This window comes from Citrobacter sp. Igbk 14, from assembly GCF_028069825.1.
Taxonomy (GTDB): domain Bacteria; phylum Pseudomonadota; class Gammaproteobacteria; order Enterobacterales; family Enterobacteriaceae; genus Citrobacter.
The window spans coordinates 49,404-68,327 of sequence record NZ_JANEWM010000015.1 but is presented as its reverse complement, the minus strand read 5'-3'; the positions used below and the strand labels follow the sequence as shown (position 1 = coordinate 68,327).

The window sequence follows — 18,924 nt, the reverse complement described above, 5'->3', positions numbered from 1 at the left end:
TAGCGCCATCAGGCAATACGGGGGGTAAAGATTACCTATACAGATCTTTTACATCTTCCCGGCATCCGCTGCGATCCCCTTGTGCTATCATTCGCACCTTTGGAGCGCCTGCATTATGCAGGCGCGCTTATCAATTGCTGTCTGACTTCAGCGAAATAACAAGAACTTGTGGTGACAGATGACCAGTAGCTATCTGCATTTTCCGGATTTCGATCCGGTCATTTTCTCAATTGGACCCGTCGCGCTTCACTGGTACGGCATGATGTACCTGGTGGGGTTTATTTTCGCGATGTGGCTGGCAACGCGCCGGGCTAATCGTCCAGGCAGTGGCTGGACCAAAAACGAAGTAGAAAACTTACTTTATGCAGGCTTCCTCGGGGTCTTCCTCGGCGGGCGTATTGGCTACGTGCTGTTCTATAACTTCCCGCTGTTCCTTGATAATCCGCTGTATCTGTTCCGCGTCTGGGATGGGGGCATGTCCTTCCATGGCGGGCTTATCGGGGTGATCCTGGTGATGATTATCTTCGCCAAACGCACCAAGCGTACATTCTTTCAGGTCTCTGATTTTATTGCTCCACTGATTCCGTTTGGTTTGGGCGCAGGTCGTCTGGGTAACTTTATTAACGGTGAACTGTGGGGGCGCGTCGACCCGAACTTCAAGTATGCCATGTTGTTCCCTGGCTCCCGTACTGAAGATATTTTATTGCTGCAAACCAACCCACAGTGGCAGTCTATTTTTGACACATACGGTTCTTTGCCTCGCCATGCCTCACAGCTTTATGAGATGGCGCTGGAAGGGGTTGTGCTGTTTATCATTCTTAACCTGTTTATTCGCAAACCTCGTCCGATGGGCTCGGTTTCCGGTCTGTTCCTGATTGGCTATGGCGCATTTCGTATTATCGTTGAATTCTTCCGCCAGCCGGATGCACAGTTTACCGGCACATGGGTCCAGTACATCAGCATGGGGCAGATCCTGTCTATCCCGATGATTGTCGCAGGTATTATTATGATGGTTTGGGCGTATCGTCGCAGCCCGCAGCAACACGTTTCCTGAGGAACCATGAAACAGTATTTAGAACTGATGCAAAAAGTGCTGGATGAAGGCACACAGAAAAACGACCGCACCGGAACCGGAACGCTTTCCATTTTTGGTCATCAGATGCGTTTTAATCTGCAGGAAGGGTTTCCGCTGGTTACGACTAAACGCTGCCATTTACGCTCGATCATCCATGAGCTGTTGTGGTTTTTGCAGGGCGACACCAACGTTGCCTACCTGCATGAAAACAACGTCTCAATCTGGGATGAATGGGCTGATGAGAACGGTAATTTAGGTCCGGTGTACGGCAAACAGTGGCGTGCATGGCCAACACCGGATGGCCGTCATATTGACCAGATCACGACGGTGCTGAACCAGTTGAAAAACGACCCGGATTCCCGTCGTATTATCGTTTCCGCGTGGAACGTAGGCGAACTGGATAAGATGGCGTTGGCACCGTGTCATGCGTTTTTCCAGTTCTACGTGGCGGATGGCAAACTCTCTTGCCAACTGTATCAGCGTTCATGCGATGTGTTCCTCGGTCTGCCGTTCAATATTGCCAGCTACGCCTTACTGGTTCACATGATGGCGCAGCAGTGCGATCTTGAAGTCGGTGATTTTGTCTGGACTGGCGGCGACACGCACCTGTACAGCAACCATATGGATCAAACACATCTGCAGCTTAGCCGTGAGCCACGCGCGTTGCCGAAGTTGGTTATCAAACGTAAACCCGATTCAATTTTCGACTATCGTTTCGACGACTTCGAAATTGAGGGTTACGATCCGCACCCAGGCATTAAAGCACCGGTCGCTATCTGATCGGGGTTAATCCTGTCACAACCGGCGCCTTACGCGTCGGTTTTTTTTACCTTACATTCCATTCTGCGGCGCTGATTCCTGAAGTTTTGCAACGTGATGCAATGCGATAAATATTCTCCGTAGCTTGCCGAAGACGCTGAATTTCCCCCTCGTTATTAATTTCTCTCACGCCATACTGGCGGCATGAAAAAACAACAAGGCTACACGCTTCTCGAAACCCTGATTGCAATACTGATTGTCGCGGCGCTTGGCGCATCGGGGTTGTACGGTTGGCAGCGCTGGCAACAACAGCAGCGGTTATGGCAAACAGCCAGCCAGGTGCGGGATTACCTGCTGCAATTGCGTGAAGATGCAAACTGGCGCAATCGTGATCACGTCATCAACGTGCTCCGCGAAGGGGGGACATGGTGTCTGGCAAGCTCAGCGACGTCACAAACTTCGTGTCAGCCTGTTTCACCGTTGATATTTACGCCACTCTGGGCTGATGTCGAGATGGCAGAGATAACGCCGTCACTGGCTTTTTTCGGCCTACGTAATACCGCATGGGCCGGGCATATCTATCTGAAGAATGCTGCAGGTGAATGGCGTGTGGTGGTGTCTGGTTGGGGACGAATCAGGCTTTGCGAACGCGGTGAGGCGGATCAATGTCGGTAAGTGAACGTGGCTTTTCACTGCTTGAGGTGCTTATCGCTATGGTGATAAGCAGCATTTTACTCCTCAGTGCTGCGCGATTTTTACCTGCGCTGCAGCGAGAGATTTTGCATAACTCTCGTCAGCGAGTGCTTGAAGATGAGCTTTGGCAGCGGATCTATACCGTGGCGAAGCATCTCCAGCGGGCTGGCTATTGTCGGGGAAACTGTATCGGAGAAGGGCTGATGATATCAGCCGCGGGAGACTGTGTGATTGCACGCTGGGATGCCAACAGCAACGGTGTCTGGGAAGATACTCCGGCAAAGGAGGCCGATGTCGTTGGGTTTCGTGTTCAAGATAAGGTGCTGGAAACCTTGCGTGGTGCAACAACCTGCGTGGGAAAAGGTTGGGAGAAAATGACCGATCCGAATTCTATTCAGATTGAGGTATTTCAGGTGGAGCGCCTGAATATTAACGGATTTGCGCCAGTGCTTTCGTTGCACCTGCGCGGGAGAAGCAACGCCGATCCTCAAAAGGTCATTGAGGCATTCTATGGCGTCACAGGATTCAATCTGTGAACCGTGAGCGAGGTGTTTCATCGCTTGCAATGGTGCTTTTACTCCTGGTACTCGGCAGTCTGTTGCTGCAAGGCGTGAGCCGACAGGAGGCGAGTTTTGCGTCGCGGGTGGCAACGGAAAGCCAGTCGCTACAACATCAGGCAGTGGTGCAATCCGCCATGGAATGGGCACGTATGCAGCCCTGGAGTTTGCAGATGGCAACGCAGTGTCGACGCTATACCACGCAGGGGGCGACAGTCTGCCTGCGTGTGCTCGACGACGATCTTGTGCTGCTTATTGCGCAATATGAAGGTATATCGTTATGGCGTCAGGGGATGATTATCGAGGGTACTCTCGAATTCTCAGCGCATGGCTGGAGCGATTTCTGCCCGTTAAAGGTGCTGGCGCTATGTCTGATACCCTGAACAGACAGCGTGGTTTTAGCCTGCCGGAAGTGATGTTGGCAATGGTGCTGATGATTATGATCGTGACCGCGCTTTCGGGATATCAGCGGGCGCTGATGAAGAGCTTTTTAGTCAGAAGCCAGTATCAACAATTGTGGCATCACGCCTGGCAGCAAACACAGTTGCATGTGTTTTCACCACCTTTAAACTGGCAAATTAACCGAATGCAGACAACGGTAGCGGGATGTGTCAGCATCAATGTTAAAATTACTTCCCCTCTGGGCAGGCAGGGTCAGATGACACGACTGCACTGCCCAAATCGTCAGTAGTCAGGAGTCGCTATGTTAAGGGTCTACCACTCCAATCGTCTGGATGTGCTGGAAGCGTTGATGGAATATATCGTTGAGCGCGAGCGGCTGGACGACCCCTTTGAACCCGAGATGATCCTGGTTCAAAGCACCGGTATGGCGCAGTGGTTGCAAATGACTCTGGCACAGAAGTTTGGTATTGCCGCTAACATTGATTTCCCGCTGCCAGCGAGTTTTATCTGGGATATGTTTGTGCGCGTATTGCCGGATATCCCAAAAGAAAGCGCATTCAGCAAACAGAGCATGAGCTGGAAGCTGATGACGCTGCTCCCCCAATTGCTGAATAACGATGAGTTCGCACTGTTACGCCACTATCTCACCGACGACACAGACAAACGTAAGCTGTTTCAGCTTTCATCACGCGCCGCGGATTTGTTCGACCAGTATTTAGTCTACCGTCCTGAATGGCTGACGCAGTGGGAGGCGGGGCAGCAGGTGGAAGGATTAGGGGATGCTCAGGCCTGGCAAGCGCCATTGTGGAAAGCACTGGTGGAATACACGGCTGAACTGGGACAGCCACGCTGGCATCGTGCCAATTTATATCAGCGGTTTATTCAGACCCTGGAAAGTACGTCTGACTGCCCACAAGGCTTGCCCTCGCGCGTCTTTATCTGTGGTATCTCCGCGCTACCGCCCGTGTATCTGCAGGCATTACAAGCGCTGGGTAAGCACATTGATATTCATCTGCTTTTTACCAATCCCTGTCGTTACTACTGGGGAGATATTAAAGACCCCGCTTATCTGGCTAAACTGTTGGCGCGTCAGCGTCGGCATAGCTTTGAAGAACGACATTTACCGCTGTTTCGCGATAGTCAGAATGCTGAAGGACTGTTTAACAGCGATGGTGAGCAGGATGTGGGGAATCCGATGTTGGCCTCATGGGGAAAACTCGGACGTGACTACATATATCTGCTTTCGGAACTGGAAAACAGCCAGGAGCTGGATGCGTTTGTCGATATTATCCCTGATAACCTTTTGCATAATATTCAGTCAGATATTCTTGAGCTGGACAGTCGGGCTGTGGCGGGAGTCAGTCTGGAGGAGTATTCACGTAGCGACAATAAACGGTTGCTTGAGCCGAATGATACTAGTGTGACGTTCCATGTCTGTCATAGCCCACAACGCGAAGTGGAAATACTCCACGACCGGTTGCTGGCAATGCTGGAAGCGGACCCAACGCTGACGCCGCGCGACATCATCGTGATGGTGGCGGATATCGACAGCTACAGTCCATTTATTCAGGCTGTCTTTGGCAGTGCACCGGCCGACCGTTACCTGCCGTATGCTATTTCCGATCGCCGGGCGCGTCAGTCTCATCCCGTGTTACAGGCGTTCATTAGCCTGCTTTCGCTACCGGATAGCCGCTTTGTCTCGGAGGATGTGCTGGCATTACTGGATGTGCCTGTGCTGGCTGCGCGTTTCAACATCAATGAAGAAGGGCTGCGCTATCTTCGTTTGTGGGTCAATGAGTCTGGAATTCGCTGGGGCATTGACGACGACAACGTGCGCGAACTCGCGCTTCCCCCAACTGGCCAGCATACCTGGCAATTTGGTTTAACACGTATGCTGCTGGGCTATGCGATGGAAAGCGCACAAGGTGAGTGGCAGTCGGTATTGCCCTATGATGAGTCCAGTGGTTTGATTGCCGAGTTAGTCGGGCATTTGGCCTCGCTGCTGATGCAGCTTAATCTCTGGCGCCGGGAGCTGGCAGTAGAGCGTCCGTTGGCGGCGTGGCTGCCTGTTTGTCGCGAAATGCTGAATGATTTCTTCCTGCCGGATGCTGATACCGAAGCCGCGATGACGCTGATTGAACAGCAGTGGCAGGCCATTATTGGCGAAGGTTTGGGAGCCGAGTATGACGGTGCCATACCGCTTTCGTTGTTGCGTGATGAGCTGGCACAGCGACTCGATCAGGAACGAATCAGCCAGCGTTTCCTGGCCGGGCCTGTCAATATCTGTACGCTGATGCCGATGCGCTCCATTCCTTTCAAGGTGGTGTGTCTGCTTGGTATGAACGATGGCGTTTATCCGCGCCAGCTTGCGCCGCTGGGCTTTGATCTGATGAGCCAAAAACCGAGGCGTGGTGACCGAAGCCGCCGTGATGATGACCGCTATCTGTTCCTGGAAGCGCTGATTTCAGCGCAGCAAACGCTCTATATCAGCTATATCGGCCGCTCAATCCAGGATAACAGTGAGCGCTTCCCGTCGGTGCTGGTGCAGGAACTTATGGATTACATTGGGCAAAGCCACTATTTGCCGGGCGATGAATTACTCACTAGCGATCAAAGTGAAGCGAAAGTAAAAGCGCACATTACCCGTTTACATACCCGTATGCCCTTTGATGCTCAAAACTATCTGCCTGGTGAGCAGCAAAGTTATGCGCGCGAGTGGTTGCCTGCGGCAAGCCTGTCAGGTAAAGCGCATACGGACTTTGTCCAGCCGCTCCCCTTTGAAATGCCTGAAACCCTGACGCTGGAAACGCTACAACGCTTTTGGGCTCATCCGGTGCGGGTGTTTTTCCAGATGCGCCTGAGGGTAAATTTCCGCTCTGAAGAGAGCGAGATCCCGGAAACTGAACCCTTTATCCTTGAAGGGCTTAGCCGCTATCAGCTTAATCAGCAGTTGCTTAACACGCTGGTCGAAGAACACGATGCAGAACGTTTGTTCCGCCGCTTCCGCGCTGCGGGGTCGCTTCCCTATGGTGCATTTGGCGAAATTCTCTGGGATACACAGCACCAGGAGATGCAGTCGCTGGCTGAGCGCATTATTGCCTGTCGTCAGCCCAGCCAAAGCATGGAAATTGATCTGACCTGTAATGGCGTACAAATTACGGGTTGGCTCCCGCAGGTACAGGAAGACGGATTGTTGCGCTGGCGCCCATCTCTGATAAGCGTTTCGCAGGGTGTGCAACTTTGGCTGGAACATCTTGTCTATTGTGCCAGTGGCGGCACGGGAGAAAGCCGGTTGTTCTTGCGTAAAGACGGTGAGTGGCGTTTCCCTCCGCTGGAAGTTGAACAGGCGTTACAGTATCTGTCGCAACTTATTGAGGGATATCGGGAAGGCATGTCATCACCGCTACTGGTATTACCGGAAAGTGGTGGGGCGTGGATAAAAACCTGTTATGACGCCGTAAATGATGCCATGTTAGATGACGATGATACGTTGCAAAAAGCGCGCAGTAAGTTTTTGCAGGCCTATGAAGGCAATATGATGGTACGTGGTGAAGGTGATGATATCTGGTATCAACGCCTGTGGCGTCAACTGGAGCCTGAAACTCTGGAGACTATTGTTTTACAGTCTCAGCGTTATCTGTTACCGATTTTTCGATTTAATCAGTCGTGACGATTGTATAAAAATTGCGCAATTTGATGGCTTCCACTATGATGCGCTTTCTGTCACGGACTGATTCTTACAAAGAGAAGAGGCTGACGCGTTCAGCACAGAGTCTTGCCCTGTTCGGACCGCGCTAAATGCGTTGTTTGCAGTGAACAGGTGAATACGTTAATGATGAGGTTTGTGAATGCCCCGCAGCACCTGGTTCAGCGCATTACTGTTGTTCGTCGCCTTTTGGGCGCCCGTAAGTCAGGCAGATACCGGTTGGCAGCCTTTAGCTGAAACCATCCGTAAAAGCGATAAAGATACCCGCCAGTATCAGGCCGTGCGCCTTGATAATGGCATGGTCGTGTTGCTGGTATCCGATCCTCAGGCCGTGAAATCCCTCTCTGCACTGGTGGTGCCTGTCGGCTCGCTGGAAGATCCGGACGATCATCAGGGGCTGGCACATTACCTTGAACACATGTGTCTGATGGGGTCGAAAAAATACCCGCAGCCGGACAGCCTGGCCGAGTTCCTGAAAATGCACGGCGGCAGCCATAATGCCAGCACTGCGCCTTACCGCACCGCTTTCTATCTTGAAGTCGAAAATGACGCGCTGGTCGGGGCGGTAGATCGTCTGGCGGATGCGATTGCCGATCCGTTGCTGGATAAAAAATATGCCGATCGCGAGCGAAATGCCGTTAATTCTGAGCTGACGCTGGCGCGTACCCGAGACGGTATGCGTATGGCACAGGTGAGTGCGGAGACGATCAACCCGGCGCACCCTGGTTCGCGCTTCTCCGGCGGAAATCTGGAAACGTTGAGCGATAAGCCGGGTAACCCGGTGTTGAAAGCGTTACTGACATTCCATGAAAAGTACTACTCCGCTAACCTGATGAAGGCGGTGATTTACAGCAATAAACCGTTGCCAGAGTTGGCGAAGATAGCTGCTGACACCTTTGGACGCGTGCCAAACAGAAATATCGAAAAACCGGAAATAACCGTCCCGGTTGTCACCGACGCGCAAAAGGGCGTCATCATCCACTATGTTCCCGCGATGCCGCGTAAAGTGCTGCGCGTTGAGTTTCGTATCGATAACAACAGCGCACAGTTCCGCAGCAAAACCGATGAGCTGGTGACCTACCTGATTGGTAATCGCAGCCCGGGAACGTTGTCTGACTGGTTGCAAAAGCGGGGATTAGTTGAGGGCATTCGTGCGGACTCCGATCCTGTCGTTAATGGCAACAGCGGTGTGTTAGCGATTTCCGCGACGTTAACCGACAAAGGGCTGGCAAATCGAGATGAGGTTGTCGCCGCAATATTTAGTTATATCAATTTGTTACGTGAAAAAGGTGTCGATAAACGCTATTTTGATGAGCTGGCGCACGTGCTGGATCTCGACTTCCGTTACCCCTCTATCACCCGTGATATGGACTATGTGGAATGGTTGGCCGATACCATGATCCGCGTGCCTGTCGAGCATACGCTCGATGCAGTGAATATTGCCGACCGGTACGATGGCAAAGCCGTTGAGCAACGGCTAGCGATGATGACGCCGCAGAATGCGCGTATCTGGTATATCAGTGAGAAAGAGCCACACAATAAAACCGCTTATTTTGTCAACGCGCCTTATCAGGTAGATAAAATCAGCGAGAAAACATTCGTCGACTGGCAGCAAAAAGCGAAGGGCATTGCTCTGTCGTTGCCAGAGCTGAACCCGTATATTCCGGATGATTTCACGCTGATTAAGACGGATAAAAAATATGCTCATCCGGAGCTGATCGTTGATGAACCTGATTTACGCGTGGTGTATGCCCCGAGTCAATATTTTGCCAGCGAGCCAAAGGTTGATGTCAGTGTGATACTGCGTAACCCGAAAGCGATGGACAGTGCCAGAAACCAGGTCTTATTCGCCCTGAACGATTATCTGGCGGGTATTGCACTCGACCAGTTAAGTAACCAGGCCGCAGTGGGTGGTATTGGTTTTTCTACTAACGCTAATAACGGGCTGATGCTCAATGCCAATGGCTATACTCAGCGTTTGCCACAGCTTTTTCAGGCGCTGCTGAGCGGTTATTTCAGTTACACCTCAACAGATGAACAGCTGGAACAGGCGAAATCCTGGTATGCCCAGATGATGGACTCTGCGGAGAAAGGCAAAGCCTACGATCAGGCGATCATGCCGGTTCAGATGCTGTCCCAGGTACCGTACTTTTCACGTGATGAACGGCGTGAGCTGTTGCCATCTATTACGTTGAAAGAAGTGATAGCCTACCGTGACACCTTAAAAGCCGGTGCGCGTCCCGAATTCCTGGTGATCGGCAATATGAGTGAAACTCAGGCAAAAACCATGGCTCGGGATATCCAGAAGCAGCTTGGTGCGAATGGCTCACAGTGGTGCCGAAACAAAGATGTTGTGGTAGACAAGAAGCAGTCAGTCATCTTTGAAAAAGCGGGCAGTAGTACGGATTCAGCGCTGGCGGCGGTGTTTGTACCCACCGGATATGACGAGTACACCAGCTCGGCTTACAGCGCGATGTTAGGACAGATTGTTCAACCGTGGTTCTACAATCAACTGCGTACTGAAGAGCAATTAGGTTATGCCGTCTTTGCTTTCCCAATGAGCGTTGGCCGCCAGTGGGGAATGGGCTTCCTGTTGCAAAGCAGTGACAAGCGACCGTCCTATCTCTGGGAACGCTATAAGGCATTTTTCCCGACGGCGGAAGCGAAGCTGCGGGCGATGAACGCTGATGAGTTTGCACAAATTCAGCAGGCGATCATCGCGCAAATGCTGCAGGCTCCGCAAACTTTGGGGGCCGAAGCCTCTCAGTTAAGCAAAGATTTCGATCGCGGCAATATGCGCTTCGATTCACGTGATAAAATCGTGGCTCAGATTAAACTGCTGACGCCGCAAAAGCTTGCCGACTTCTTCCATCAGGCGGTGGTTGAGCCGCAAGGCATGGCGATACTGTCACAGGTTTCCGGTAGCCAGAATGGGAAAGCAGAATATGTGCACCCGGAAGGCTGGAAAGTGTGGCAGACCGTCAGCGCGTTGCAGCAAACCTTACCCCTGATGAGTGAAAAGAATGAATGATGCCGCTGAGCCCCTTGATCCCCTACGCTTGCCCCTGACGGGCGAGCGTCTGATTGAAGCCTCCGCAGGCACCGGTAAGACCTTTACCATCGCCGCCCTGTATTTACGTTTACTGCTTGGACTGGGCGGCTCTGCCGCCTTTCCTCGTCCTCTGACTGTCGAAGAGCTGCTTGTGGTTACTTTCACTGAAGCCGCTACAGAAGAGCTGCGTGGTCGAATTCGTAGCAACATTCATGAACTACGCATCGCCTGCCTGCGTGAAACCACGGATAACCCGCTCTACGCTCGTTTGTTGGAAGAAATCGCCGATAAAAAGCAGGCCGCACAGTGGTTGTTATTGGCTGAAAGGCAGATGGATGAAGCCGCGGTGTTTACCATCCACGGCTTTTGTCAGCGCATGCTTAGTCTGAATGCCTTTGAGTCAGGCATGTTGTTTGAACAGCAGTTGATTGAGGATGAGTCGCTGCTGCGCTATCAGGCCTGCGCAGACTTCTGGCGTCGACATTGTTACCCGCTGTCTCGCGACATTGCACAGGTTGTTTTTGAAACGTGGAAAGGTCCACAGGCGCTGCTGAGGGATATCGATCGCTACCTGCAGGGTGAATCCCCGGTGATTAAAGCGCCACCGCCAGCCGATGAAACGCTGGCAGCCCGGCACGAAAAAATTCTGACGCGTATCGACCAGATTAAGCAGCAATGGCGAGATTCCGTTGCTGAACTGGACGGTTTACTGGAAGCATCCGGGATCGACAGACGTAAATTTAATCGTGGTAATCAGGGAAAGTGGATCGAAAAGATCAGCGCCTGGGCACAGGAAGAAACCCGAAGCTACCAGCTTCCTGACGCACTGGAGAAATTCTCTCAGCGTTTTCTGGAAGACCGCACCAAAACTGGTGGTGTAACCCCTCAACATCCGCTGTTTGTCGCAATTGATGAACTGCTGAGTGAACCGCTGACAATCCGCGATCTGGTGATCACCCGGGCATTGTCGGAAATCCGCGAGGCGGTCTCCCAGGAAAAACGCCGACGCGGTGAGCTGGGTTTTGACGATATGCTCAGCCGCCTGGACGCGGCGCTGCGTAGCGAAAGCGGCGATGCGCTGGCGGCGGCCATTCGTACCCGTTTCCCGGTGGCGATGATTGATGAATTCCAGGATACCGACCCGCAGCAATACCGTATTTTCCGCCGTATCTGGCAGCATCAACCGGATACAGCATTGTTGCTGATAGGCGATCCGAAACAGGCTATTTACGCCTTTCGTGGCGCGGATATTTTTACCTACATGAAGGCGCGTAGCGAAGTCAGCGCGCACTATACGCTTGATACCAACTGGCGTTCGGCCCCTGGCATGGTCAATAGCGTGAATACGCTTTTCAGTCAGATGGACGACGCCTTTATGTTCCGCGAAATCCCTTTTAGCCCGGTGAGGTCAGCAGAGAAAAATCAGTCGCTACGGTTTGTGCTGGAAGGGGAAACGCAGCCGGCGATGAGTATGTGGCTGATGGAAGGGGACAGTTGCGGTGTGGGTGATTATCAGAACTTTATGGCCCAGGTGTGTGCGACACAAATTCGCGATTGGCTTAAAGCCGGGCACTCTGGCGAAGCGTTGCTGGTCAGCGGTAAAACGTCCAGGCCGGTACGCGCGTCTGATATCAGCGTACTGGTGCGCAGCCGTCAGGAGGCGGCGCTGGTACGCGATGCGTTGACGCAACTGGCCATCCCATCGGTGTATCTTTCTAACCGTGACAGCGTCTTTGATACGCTGGAAGCCCAGGAACTGCTGTGGGTTCTGCAGGCAGTGATGACGCCGGAGCGTGAAAATACGCTGCGTAGTGCGTTGGCAACCTCAATGATGGGATTGAATGCGCAGGATATTGAAGCGCTGAATACTGACGAAAAAGCCTGGGATGCGGTTGTTGAGGAATTTGATAGCTACCGACAGATCTGGAATCGACGCGGCGTGATGCCCATGCTGCGCGCGCTGATGTCCGCTCGCCATATTGCGGAAAACCTGTTGGCAACGGCAGGGGGCGAACGCCGTCTGACCGACATTTTGCATATCAGCGAGCTGTTGCAGGAGGCGGGGGCGCAACTGGAAAGCGAGCATGCGCTGGTACGCTGGTTATCGCAACATATTCTGGAGCCCGATAGCAATGCGTCCAGCCAGCAGCTCAGGCTGGAAAGTGATAAGCATCTGGTCAAAATCGTCACTATCCATAAATCGAAAGGGCTGGAATATCCACTCGTCTGGCTGCCGTTTATCACGAATTTTCGCGTCCAGGATCAGGCGTTCTATCACGATCGCAGTTCGTTTGAAGCCGTGCTGGATCTCAGCGAAGCGGATGAAAGCGTTGAACTGGCAGAGGCTGAACGTCTGGCAGAAGACTTGCGCTTGCTTTACGTCGCGCTCACCCGCTCGGTCTGGCACTGTAGTCTTGGCGTGGCACCGTTGGTACGCCGTCGGAGCGATAAGAAAGGTGATACCGATGTGCATCAAAGTGCTCTTGGTCGCCTGTTGCAACGGGGTGAACCAATGGATGCCGCAGGTTTGCGTAGCGCTATTGAGGCGCTGTGCGGTGAGGATATCGCCTGCCTGACGCCGAATGAACCGGATGGAGAGCGCTGGCAGGTTGTACAGCCTGCCAGTTCTACGTTGAATGCAAAAATGCTGCAACGAACGCCTGGTGACAGTTGGCGTGTTACCAGCTATTCCGGTCTGCAACAGCGTGGGCATGGTATTGCACAGGATCTGATCCCACGCCTGGATATCGACGCGGCAGGTGTTGGTGAAACCATTGAGGAATCGGGCCTTACGCCACACCAGTTTCCTCGCGGCGCGTCACCGGGGACATTTTTGCATAGCTTGTTTGAAGATCTGGATTTCACCCAGCCGGTTGAGCCAATGTGGGTACAAGAAAAGCTTGCGCTTGGCGGATATGACGCGCACTGGGAGCCCGTTCTGACGCAGTGGCTGGATACTATTTTGCATGCGCCGCTCAATGAAACCGGTGTGAGTTTGAGCGATCTTTCTGCGCGTGAAAAACAGGTGGAGATGGAGTTTTACCTGCCGATTTCACAACCGCTGGTGGCCGACCAGCTCGATGCAGTGCTCCGTAAATACGATCCTCTTTCGGCTGGCTGCCCGCCGCTGGACTTTATGCAGGTACGCGGCATGCTGAAAGGGTTTATTGACCTGGTGTTCCGCCACCAGGGGCGGTATTACCTGCTCGACTACAAGTCAAACTGGCTGGGTGAAGACAGTTCTGCGTATACCCAGCAGGCAATGGCCTCAGCCATGCAGGCGCACCGCTACGATCTGCAGTATCAGTTGTATACCCTGGCGCTGCACCGTTATCTGCGCCATCGCATCGCTGATTATGACTATGAACGCCATTTTGGCGGCGTTATCTATCTTTTCCTGCGTGGCGTTGACGGCGACGATCCGCAGCAGGGAATTTTCGCCACCCGACCCAATGGGGAATTGATCGCGTTGATGGACGAGATGTTTGCCGGTGCGGCTCTGGAGGAGATGCAATGACAATCCAGAAACGATTGCTGGAGGCCGTAGAGCAAAAACAGCTCCGTCCTCTGGATGCACAGTTTGCGCTGGCGGTTGCCGGAAACGACAACCCTGCCGTTACGCTGGCGGCGGCTCTGCTCAGCCGTGACGCGGGCGAGGGGCACGTTTGCTTACCGCTTTCCCGACTATCTTTACGCGAAGATGCCCATCCACTGTTGAGCGCTTGGCTGTGCGAGGCCGGTGAACCGGAAGATTGGTCGGAATGCCTGCTGGCCTCCGCTGCGGTAAGTCACGGCGAACAGCCAACGCCGCTGGTGTTATATGACAATCGCCTGTATTTGAACCGTATGTGGAATAACGAACGCGCGGTGGCCCGTTTTTTCAGTGAGGTAAACCAGGCCATTGAGGTGGATGAGCCTCGGTTGATCTGCACGCTGGAAGCGCTCTTCCCGCCATCGGAAGGCGTGAACTGGCAAAAAGTGGCGGCTGCTGTGGCGCTGACCCGCCGTATATCGGTGATCTCCGGGGGACCTGGCACCGGTAAAACGACAACGGTAGCCAGACTGCTGGCAGCATTGATACAGATGGCGGAGGGGGAGCGTTGTCGCATCCGTCTGGCAGCACCGACGGGAAAAGCGGCAGCACGTCTGACGGCATCGCTGGGGGCGGCACTGCGTGAGTTACCGCTGACCGATGAGCAAAAGAAACGTATTCCTGATGATGCCAGCACGCTGCACCGGTTGTTAGGTGCACAGCCAGGCAGCCAGCGTCTGCGCCATCATGCGGGTAATCCGCTGCATCTGGACGTGCTGGTGGTGGATGAGGCTTCCATGATTGATTTGCCCATGATGTCGCGCCTTATCGATGCACTACCGCCGCACGGACGGGTGATTTTTCTTGGCGATCGTGACCAGCTTGCTTCTGTCGAGGCGGGGGCCGTGCTGGGAGACATTTGTGCATTTGTGAATGACGGATTTACCCCGGAACGTGCCAAACAACTCAGTCGGCTGACCGGTAGTCCCATTCCAGCGGGAACCGGAACTCAGGCCGCGTCTTTGCGTGACAGTTTATGCTTGCTGCAAAAGAGTTACCGTTTTGGCAGTGATTCTGGCATCGGTCAACTGGCTGCGGCCATTAATCGGGGTGACAAGGCCGCGGTTAAAACCGTTTTCCAACAGGGATTCGGTGATATCGAAAAGCGTACGCTTAATAGCAGCGAAGACTACACCGCGATGCTGGATGAAGCCCTGGCGGGGTATGGTCGCTACCTGGATTTACTGCGTGAAGGGGCTGCGCCGGACACCATTATTCAGGCCTTCAATGATTATCAGTTGCTGTGTGCACTGCGCGAAGGTCCATTTGGCGTTGGCGGATTGAATGAGCGCATTGAGCAGGCGATGGTGCAAAAACGTAAAATTTACCGATTTGCACACTCTCGCTGGTATGAAGGGCGACCGATAATGATTGCGCGTAATGACAGTTCGCTGGGGCTGTTTAACGGTGATATCGGCATCGCGCTCGATCGTGGTGATGGTTTACGCGTGTGGTTTGCATTACCGGATGGCTCTATCAAGTCGGTGCTGCCTGGCCGTTTGCCGGAGCATGAAACGGCCTGGGCGATGACAGTACACAAATCACAGGGTTCTGAGTTCGACCATGCGGCGTTGATTTTGCCCAGCCAGCATTCGCCAGTTGTTACCCGAGAGTTGGTGTATACCGCAGTGACCCGTGCCCGCCGCAGCTTGTCGCTGTATGCCGATGAGCGGATTTTGAGTAGCGCCATTGCCACGCGCACTGAACGACGTAGCGGATTGTCAGCATTATTTAATGACGGCCTGCAGTGTGCCTGATGGCGACGCTAACGCTTCTTATCAGGCCTACGGTGCCAGCGAGGTAGGCCGGATAAGGCATTTATGCCGCATCCGGCAATGACTACTATCCCAGATCCGCCATCAATACTTTTGACCGCCGCTGATAGTTGTACATCTCTTTTTTGCTTTCCGGCAGCAGCTCGATATCGACCGGCGTGAAGCCACGCTCCTGGAACCAGTGAATGCTGCGTGTTGTCAGCACGAACAACTTGCTGAGCCCCATTTGTCTGGCCTGCACTGCAATCCGCTCCAGCAAAACTTCGCCGCGTGATGAGCTACGGTAGTCCGGATGCACTGCTACGCACGCCATTTCGCCAATCTTCTCCTCCGGAAAAGGGTACAGGGCTGCACAGGCAATGGTCAGATTATCGCGCTGAATTATGGTGAACTTATCGATCTCCATTTCCAGTTGTTCACGGGAGCGACGCACCAGAATACCTTGCTGTTCCAAAGGACGAATCAATTCCAGAATGCCGCCAATATCGTTAATGGTGGCGCGACGGATCTGCTCGGCGCTTTCCATCACGATTTGCGTACCGATCCCATCGCGGGAGAACAATTCTTGTAACAACGCGCCATCTTCCTGATAGCTAATCAGGTGACAACGGCGCACGCCGCTACGACAGGCTTTAACGGCACCGCGCAGGAAACGCACCGTACCGGAGCTGTAATCACCTTTCTCTTCCTGTGACTCAACACGCGCTTGCGCTTCGTTGGGAAAGAGTTCGGAAACAATATCGCCATTATCGTTAGTCACCCCTTGAGAGGAGCAAAAACCGATCATTTTCTCTGCTTTCAGTTTGATCGCCAACTGGGTGGCGACCTCTTCGGACGTCAAGTTAAAGCTCTCGCCGGTCACGGAAACGGCGACCGGGCCCAGCAGAACAATAGCACCGCTGTCCAGTTGACGGTGAATTGCTTCTTCATCAATTCGACGAATACGTCCGCTATGGCAGTAATCAACACCGTCATCCACACCCAACGGTTGCGAGATAATAAAATTACCGCTGACCACATTGATGTGTGCGCCCTGCAAAGGCGTATTGTTCAGACTCATCGACAGGCGGGCGGTAATATCAAGTTGAAGCAAACCCGCAGCCTGCTTGACCAGCTCCAGGGTTTTGGCGTCGGTAACGCGCGTATTTTTGTGATACACCGGTTCATGGTGATGCGCGGCCAGATTGGCATCAATCTGCGGCCGTGCGCCATAGACTACGACAAGGCGAATGCCGAGGCTATGAAGGAGACCAATGTCATTGACGATACTGGAAAAGTTTTCATGCTCGATGGCTTCGCCGCCCAGCATAATGACAAACGTTTTTCCCCGATGGGTATTGATATAGGGAACAGAATGGCGGAATCCCTGTACCAGTTCGGTTCTACGTTCCTTCACCACGGCACATCCTCATTGCATGATTATTCGTAATTAATGTATTTTTATTCTGTTTCTGCCCTGTGTGCAAGCGTAATTTTTACCCCAGCCGAAGATTTTCTTCAGTAATACCGTGAATATAAAAACAATGTTTACCCTTTTATTGATGACAGATTATGCGTCATTCGCTAAAGTTTCCGGTCAATTCGGACGTTTTACGTATTACCTCAATATAGATTTCTTTTGCTCGGGAGAAGCATGTCGGGATCCAACTCAGCAATCAGTCGCCGCCGTTTACTGCAAGGTGCGGGTGCTATGTGGCTTTTAAGCGTCAGCCAGGTCGGTTTGGCTGCCGTGAGTCAGGTCGTTGCCGTACGTATCTGGCCCGCGTCCAGTTATACCCGCGTTACGGTGGAATCCAACCGTCTGCTGAAATACAAACAGTTTGCCCTGAGTAATCCTGAGCGTGTGGTTGTAGATATTGAAGGCGTTAATTTGAACTCGGTGCTGAAGGGCATTGGGACGCAGATCCGCCCAGACGATCCCTACATTAAATCCGCACGCGTCGGGCAGTTTGACCCGCAGACCGTGCGTATGGTGTTTGAACTGAAACAAAATGTGAAACCTCAACTCTTTGCATTAGCGCCAGTTGCAGGCTTCAAAGAACGTTTGGTGATGGATCTCTATCCTGCCAATGCTCAGGATGTCCAGGATCCGCTGCTGGCATTGCTTGAAGATTACAACAAAGGCGATCTGGATAAACAGGTGCCACCTGCGCAAAGCGGCCCACAGCCGGGTAAAGCGGGACGCGATCGTCCGATTGTTATTATGCTTGACCCTGGCCACGGTGGAGAAGACTCCGGTGCCGTGGGGAAATACAAGACACGTGAAAAAGATGTGGTACTGCAGATAGCCCGTCGCCTGCGAGCACTTATAGAGAAAGAAGGCAACATGAAGGTCTATATGACGCGTAATGAAGATATCTTCATTCCGTTAAAAGTGCGCGTGGCGAAAGCCCAGAAACAGCGTGCTGACCTGTTTGTTTCTATTCATGCAGATGCGTTTACCAGTCGCCAACCCAGTGGTTCGTCGGTGTTTGCACTCTCAACCAAAGGCGCGACCAGTACAGCGGCAAAATATCTGGCACAAACCCAGAACGCCTCGGATTTAATTGGTGGCGTCAGCAAAAGCGGTGATCGCTACGTCGACCACACCATGTTTGATATGGTGCAATCGCTGACTATTGCCGACAGCCTGAAGTTCGGAAAAGCGGTGCTGAATAAACTCGGTAAGATTAATAATCTGCATAAAAATCAGGTTGAACAGGCCGGGTTTGCCGTGTTGAAAGCGCCGGATATTCCGTCCATTCTCGTAGAAACTGCATTCATCAGTAACGTTGAAGAAGAACGCAAGCTCAAAACGGCGACCTTCCAGCAGGAAGTGGCAGAGTCGATTCTGGCCGGGATTAAAGCTTACTTTGCTGATGGGGCGACGCTGGCGAGAAGGGGATAACAAAAAAGCGCTGAGAAGCGCTTTTTTTTATGGGCGACAGATACAAAAAAACACCCGTTAAGGTGTTTAATGTGTTGGTTGCGGGGGCCGGATTTGAACCGACGACCTTCGGGTTATGAGCCCGACGAGCTACCAGGCTGCTCCACCCCGCGTCACCGTACTGCTTATATTTTATCAAATTTGATTGGTTGCGGGGGCCGGATTTGAACCGACGACCTTCGGGTTATGAGCCCGACGAGCTACCAGGCTGCTCCACCCCGCGTCACCGTACTGCTTGTACTTCATCAAATTTTAATTGGTTGCGGGGGCCAGATTTGAACTGACGACCTTCGGGTTATGAGCCCGACGAGCTACCAGGCTGCTCCACCCCGCGTCCGTGGATGCGCACTATACTCTGCTCGCATTTTCATGCAACCCTTTTTTCAC

Annotated in this window: 12 protein-coding genes and 3 tRNA genes; 11 read left to right on the top strand and 4 right to left on the bottom strand. The window is 52.8% G+C overall.

Going from position 1 to position 18,924, the window contains the following annotated elements:
- Window positions 1-178: 178 nt before the first annotated feature.
- The 10 genes from lgt to recD all read left to right on the top strand — a co-directional run bounded on the left by lgt (window position 179) and on the right by recD (window position 15,593).
- Window positions 179-1,054 (top strand): prolipoprotein diacylglyceryl transferase, encoded by an 876-nt coding sequence (lgt, locus tag NNN64_RS08260; protein ID WP_048213109.1) that lies wholly within the window; start codon window positions 179-181, stop codon window positions 1,052-1,054.
- A gap of 6 nt (window positions 1,055-1,060) precedes the next feature.
- Window positions 1,061-1,855, top strand: a complete 795-nt coding sequence (thyA, locus tag NNN64_RS08255) for a thymidylate synthase (RefSeq protein ID WP_005123418.1) — start codon at window positions 1,061-1,063, stop codon at window positions 1,853-1,855.
- 183 nt (window positions 1,856-2,038) lie between these two features.
- Complete coding sequence (locus NNN64_RS08250; RefSeq protein WP_271441070.1) at window positions 2,039-2,509, top strand: prepilin peptidase-dependent protein; 471 nt, start codon at window positions 2,039-2,041, stop codon at window positions 2,507-2,509.
- On the top strand, window positions 2,500-3,063 hold the full coding sequence (locus NNN64_RS08245) for a prepilin peptidase-dependent protein (RefSeq protein ID WP_271441069.1): 564 nt from the start codon (window positions 2,500-2,502) through the stop codon (window positions 3,061-3,063). Before NNN64_RS08250 ends, NNN64_RS08245 begins: the two co-directional genes overlap by 10 nt.
- On the top strand, window positions 3,060-3,467 hold the full coding sequence (locus NNN64_RS08240) for a DUF2509 family protein (protein ID WP_271441068.1): 408 nt from the start codon (window positions 3,060-3,062) through the stop codon (window positions 3,465-3,467). The genes NNN64_RS08245 and NNN64_RS08240 overlap by 4 nt, the downstream gene beginning before the upstream one ends.
- The gene (locus NNN64_RS08235; RefSeq protein WP_137382699.1) at window positions 3,452-3,775 is read left to right on the top strand and encodes a prepilin-type N-terminal cleavage/methylation domain-containing protein; all 324 of its coding nucleotides are present in this window, start codon (window positions 3,452-3,454) and stop codon (window positions 3,773-3,775) included. Before NNN64_RS08240 ends, NNN64_RS08235 begins: the two co-directional genes overlap by 16 nt.
- Before the next feature lie 12 nt (window positions 3,776-3,787).
- Window positions 3,788-7,156 carry an exodeoxyribonuclease V subunit gamma gene (gene recC, locus NNN64_RS08230; RefSeq protein ID WP_271441067.1) on the top strand — a complete coding sequence of 1,123 codons (3,369 nt, stop codon included), beginning with the start codon at window positions 3,788-3,790 and terminating at the stop codon, window positions 7,154-7,156.
- Between the two features lie 178 nt (window positions 7,157-7,334).
- On the top strand, window positions 7,335-10,223 hold the full coding sequence (gene ptrA / locus NNN64_RS08225; RefSeq protein ID WP_271441066.1) for a pitrilysin: 2,889 nt from the start codon (window positions 7,335-7,337) through the stop codon (window positions 10,221-10,223).
- Window positions 10,216-13,761, top strand: coding sequence for an exodeoxyribonuclease V subunit beta (recB, locus tag NNN64_RS08220; RefSeq protein ID WP_271441065.1), 3,546 nt, complete (start codon window positions 10,216-10,218; stop codon window positions 13,759-13,761). The genes ptrA and recB overlap by 8 nt, the downstream gene beginning before the upstream one ends.
- Window positions 13,758-15,593: an exodeoxyribonuclease V subunit alpha gene (gene recD / locus NNN64_RS08215; RefSeq protein ID WP_271441064.1), complete on the top strand. Its 1,836-nt coding sequence runs from the start codon at window positions 13,758-13,760 to the stop codon at window positions 15,591-15,593. Before recB ends, recD begins: the two co-directional genes overlap by 4 nt.
- 85 nt (window positions 15,594-15,678) lie before the next feature.
- Here the strand turns inward: recD and argA are convergent, their stop codons facing one another.
- Complete coding sequence (gene argA / locus NNN64_RS08210; protein ID WP_271441063.1) at window positions 15,679-17,010, bottom strand: amino-acid N-acetyltransferase; 1,332 nt, start codon at window positions 17,008-17,010, stop codon at window positions 15,679-15,681.
- A 234-nt stretch (window positions 17,011-17,244) separates the two neighbouring features.
- Between argA and amiC the strand changes: the two genes are divergently transcribed.
- Window positions 17,245-18,498, top strand: a complete 1,254-nt coding sequence (gene amiC, locus NNN64_RS08205; protein ID WP_137382705.1) for an N-acetylmuramoyl-L-alanine amidase AmiC — start codon at window positions 17,245-17,247, stop codon at window positions 18,496-18,498.
- Window positions 18,499-18,573: 75 nt separating this feature from the next.
- On the opposite strand, the gene NNN64_RS08200 is transcribed toward amiC, so the two are convergent.
- The 3 genes from NNN64_RS08200 to NNN64_RS08190 form a co-directional block, all read right to left on the bottom strand.
- Window positions 18,574-18,650: transfer RNA gene (locus tag NNN64_RS08200), tRNA-Met, on the bottom strand.
- 33 nt (window positions 18,651-18,683) lie between these two features.
- Window positions 18,684-18,760 (bottom strand) — tRNA-Met (locus tag NNN64_RS08195).
- A gap of 34 nt (window positions 18,761-18,794) precedes the next feature.
- Window positions 18,795-18,871: transfer RNA gene (locus NNN64_RS08190), tRNA-Met, on the bottom strand.
- Between the last annotated feature and the right edge of the window lie 53 nt (window positions 18,872-18,924).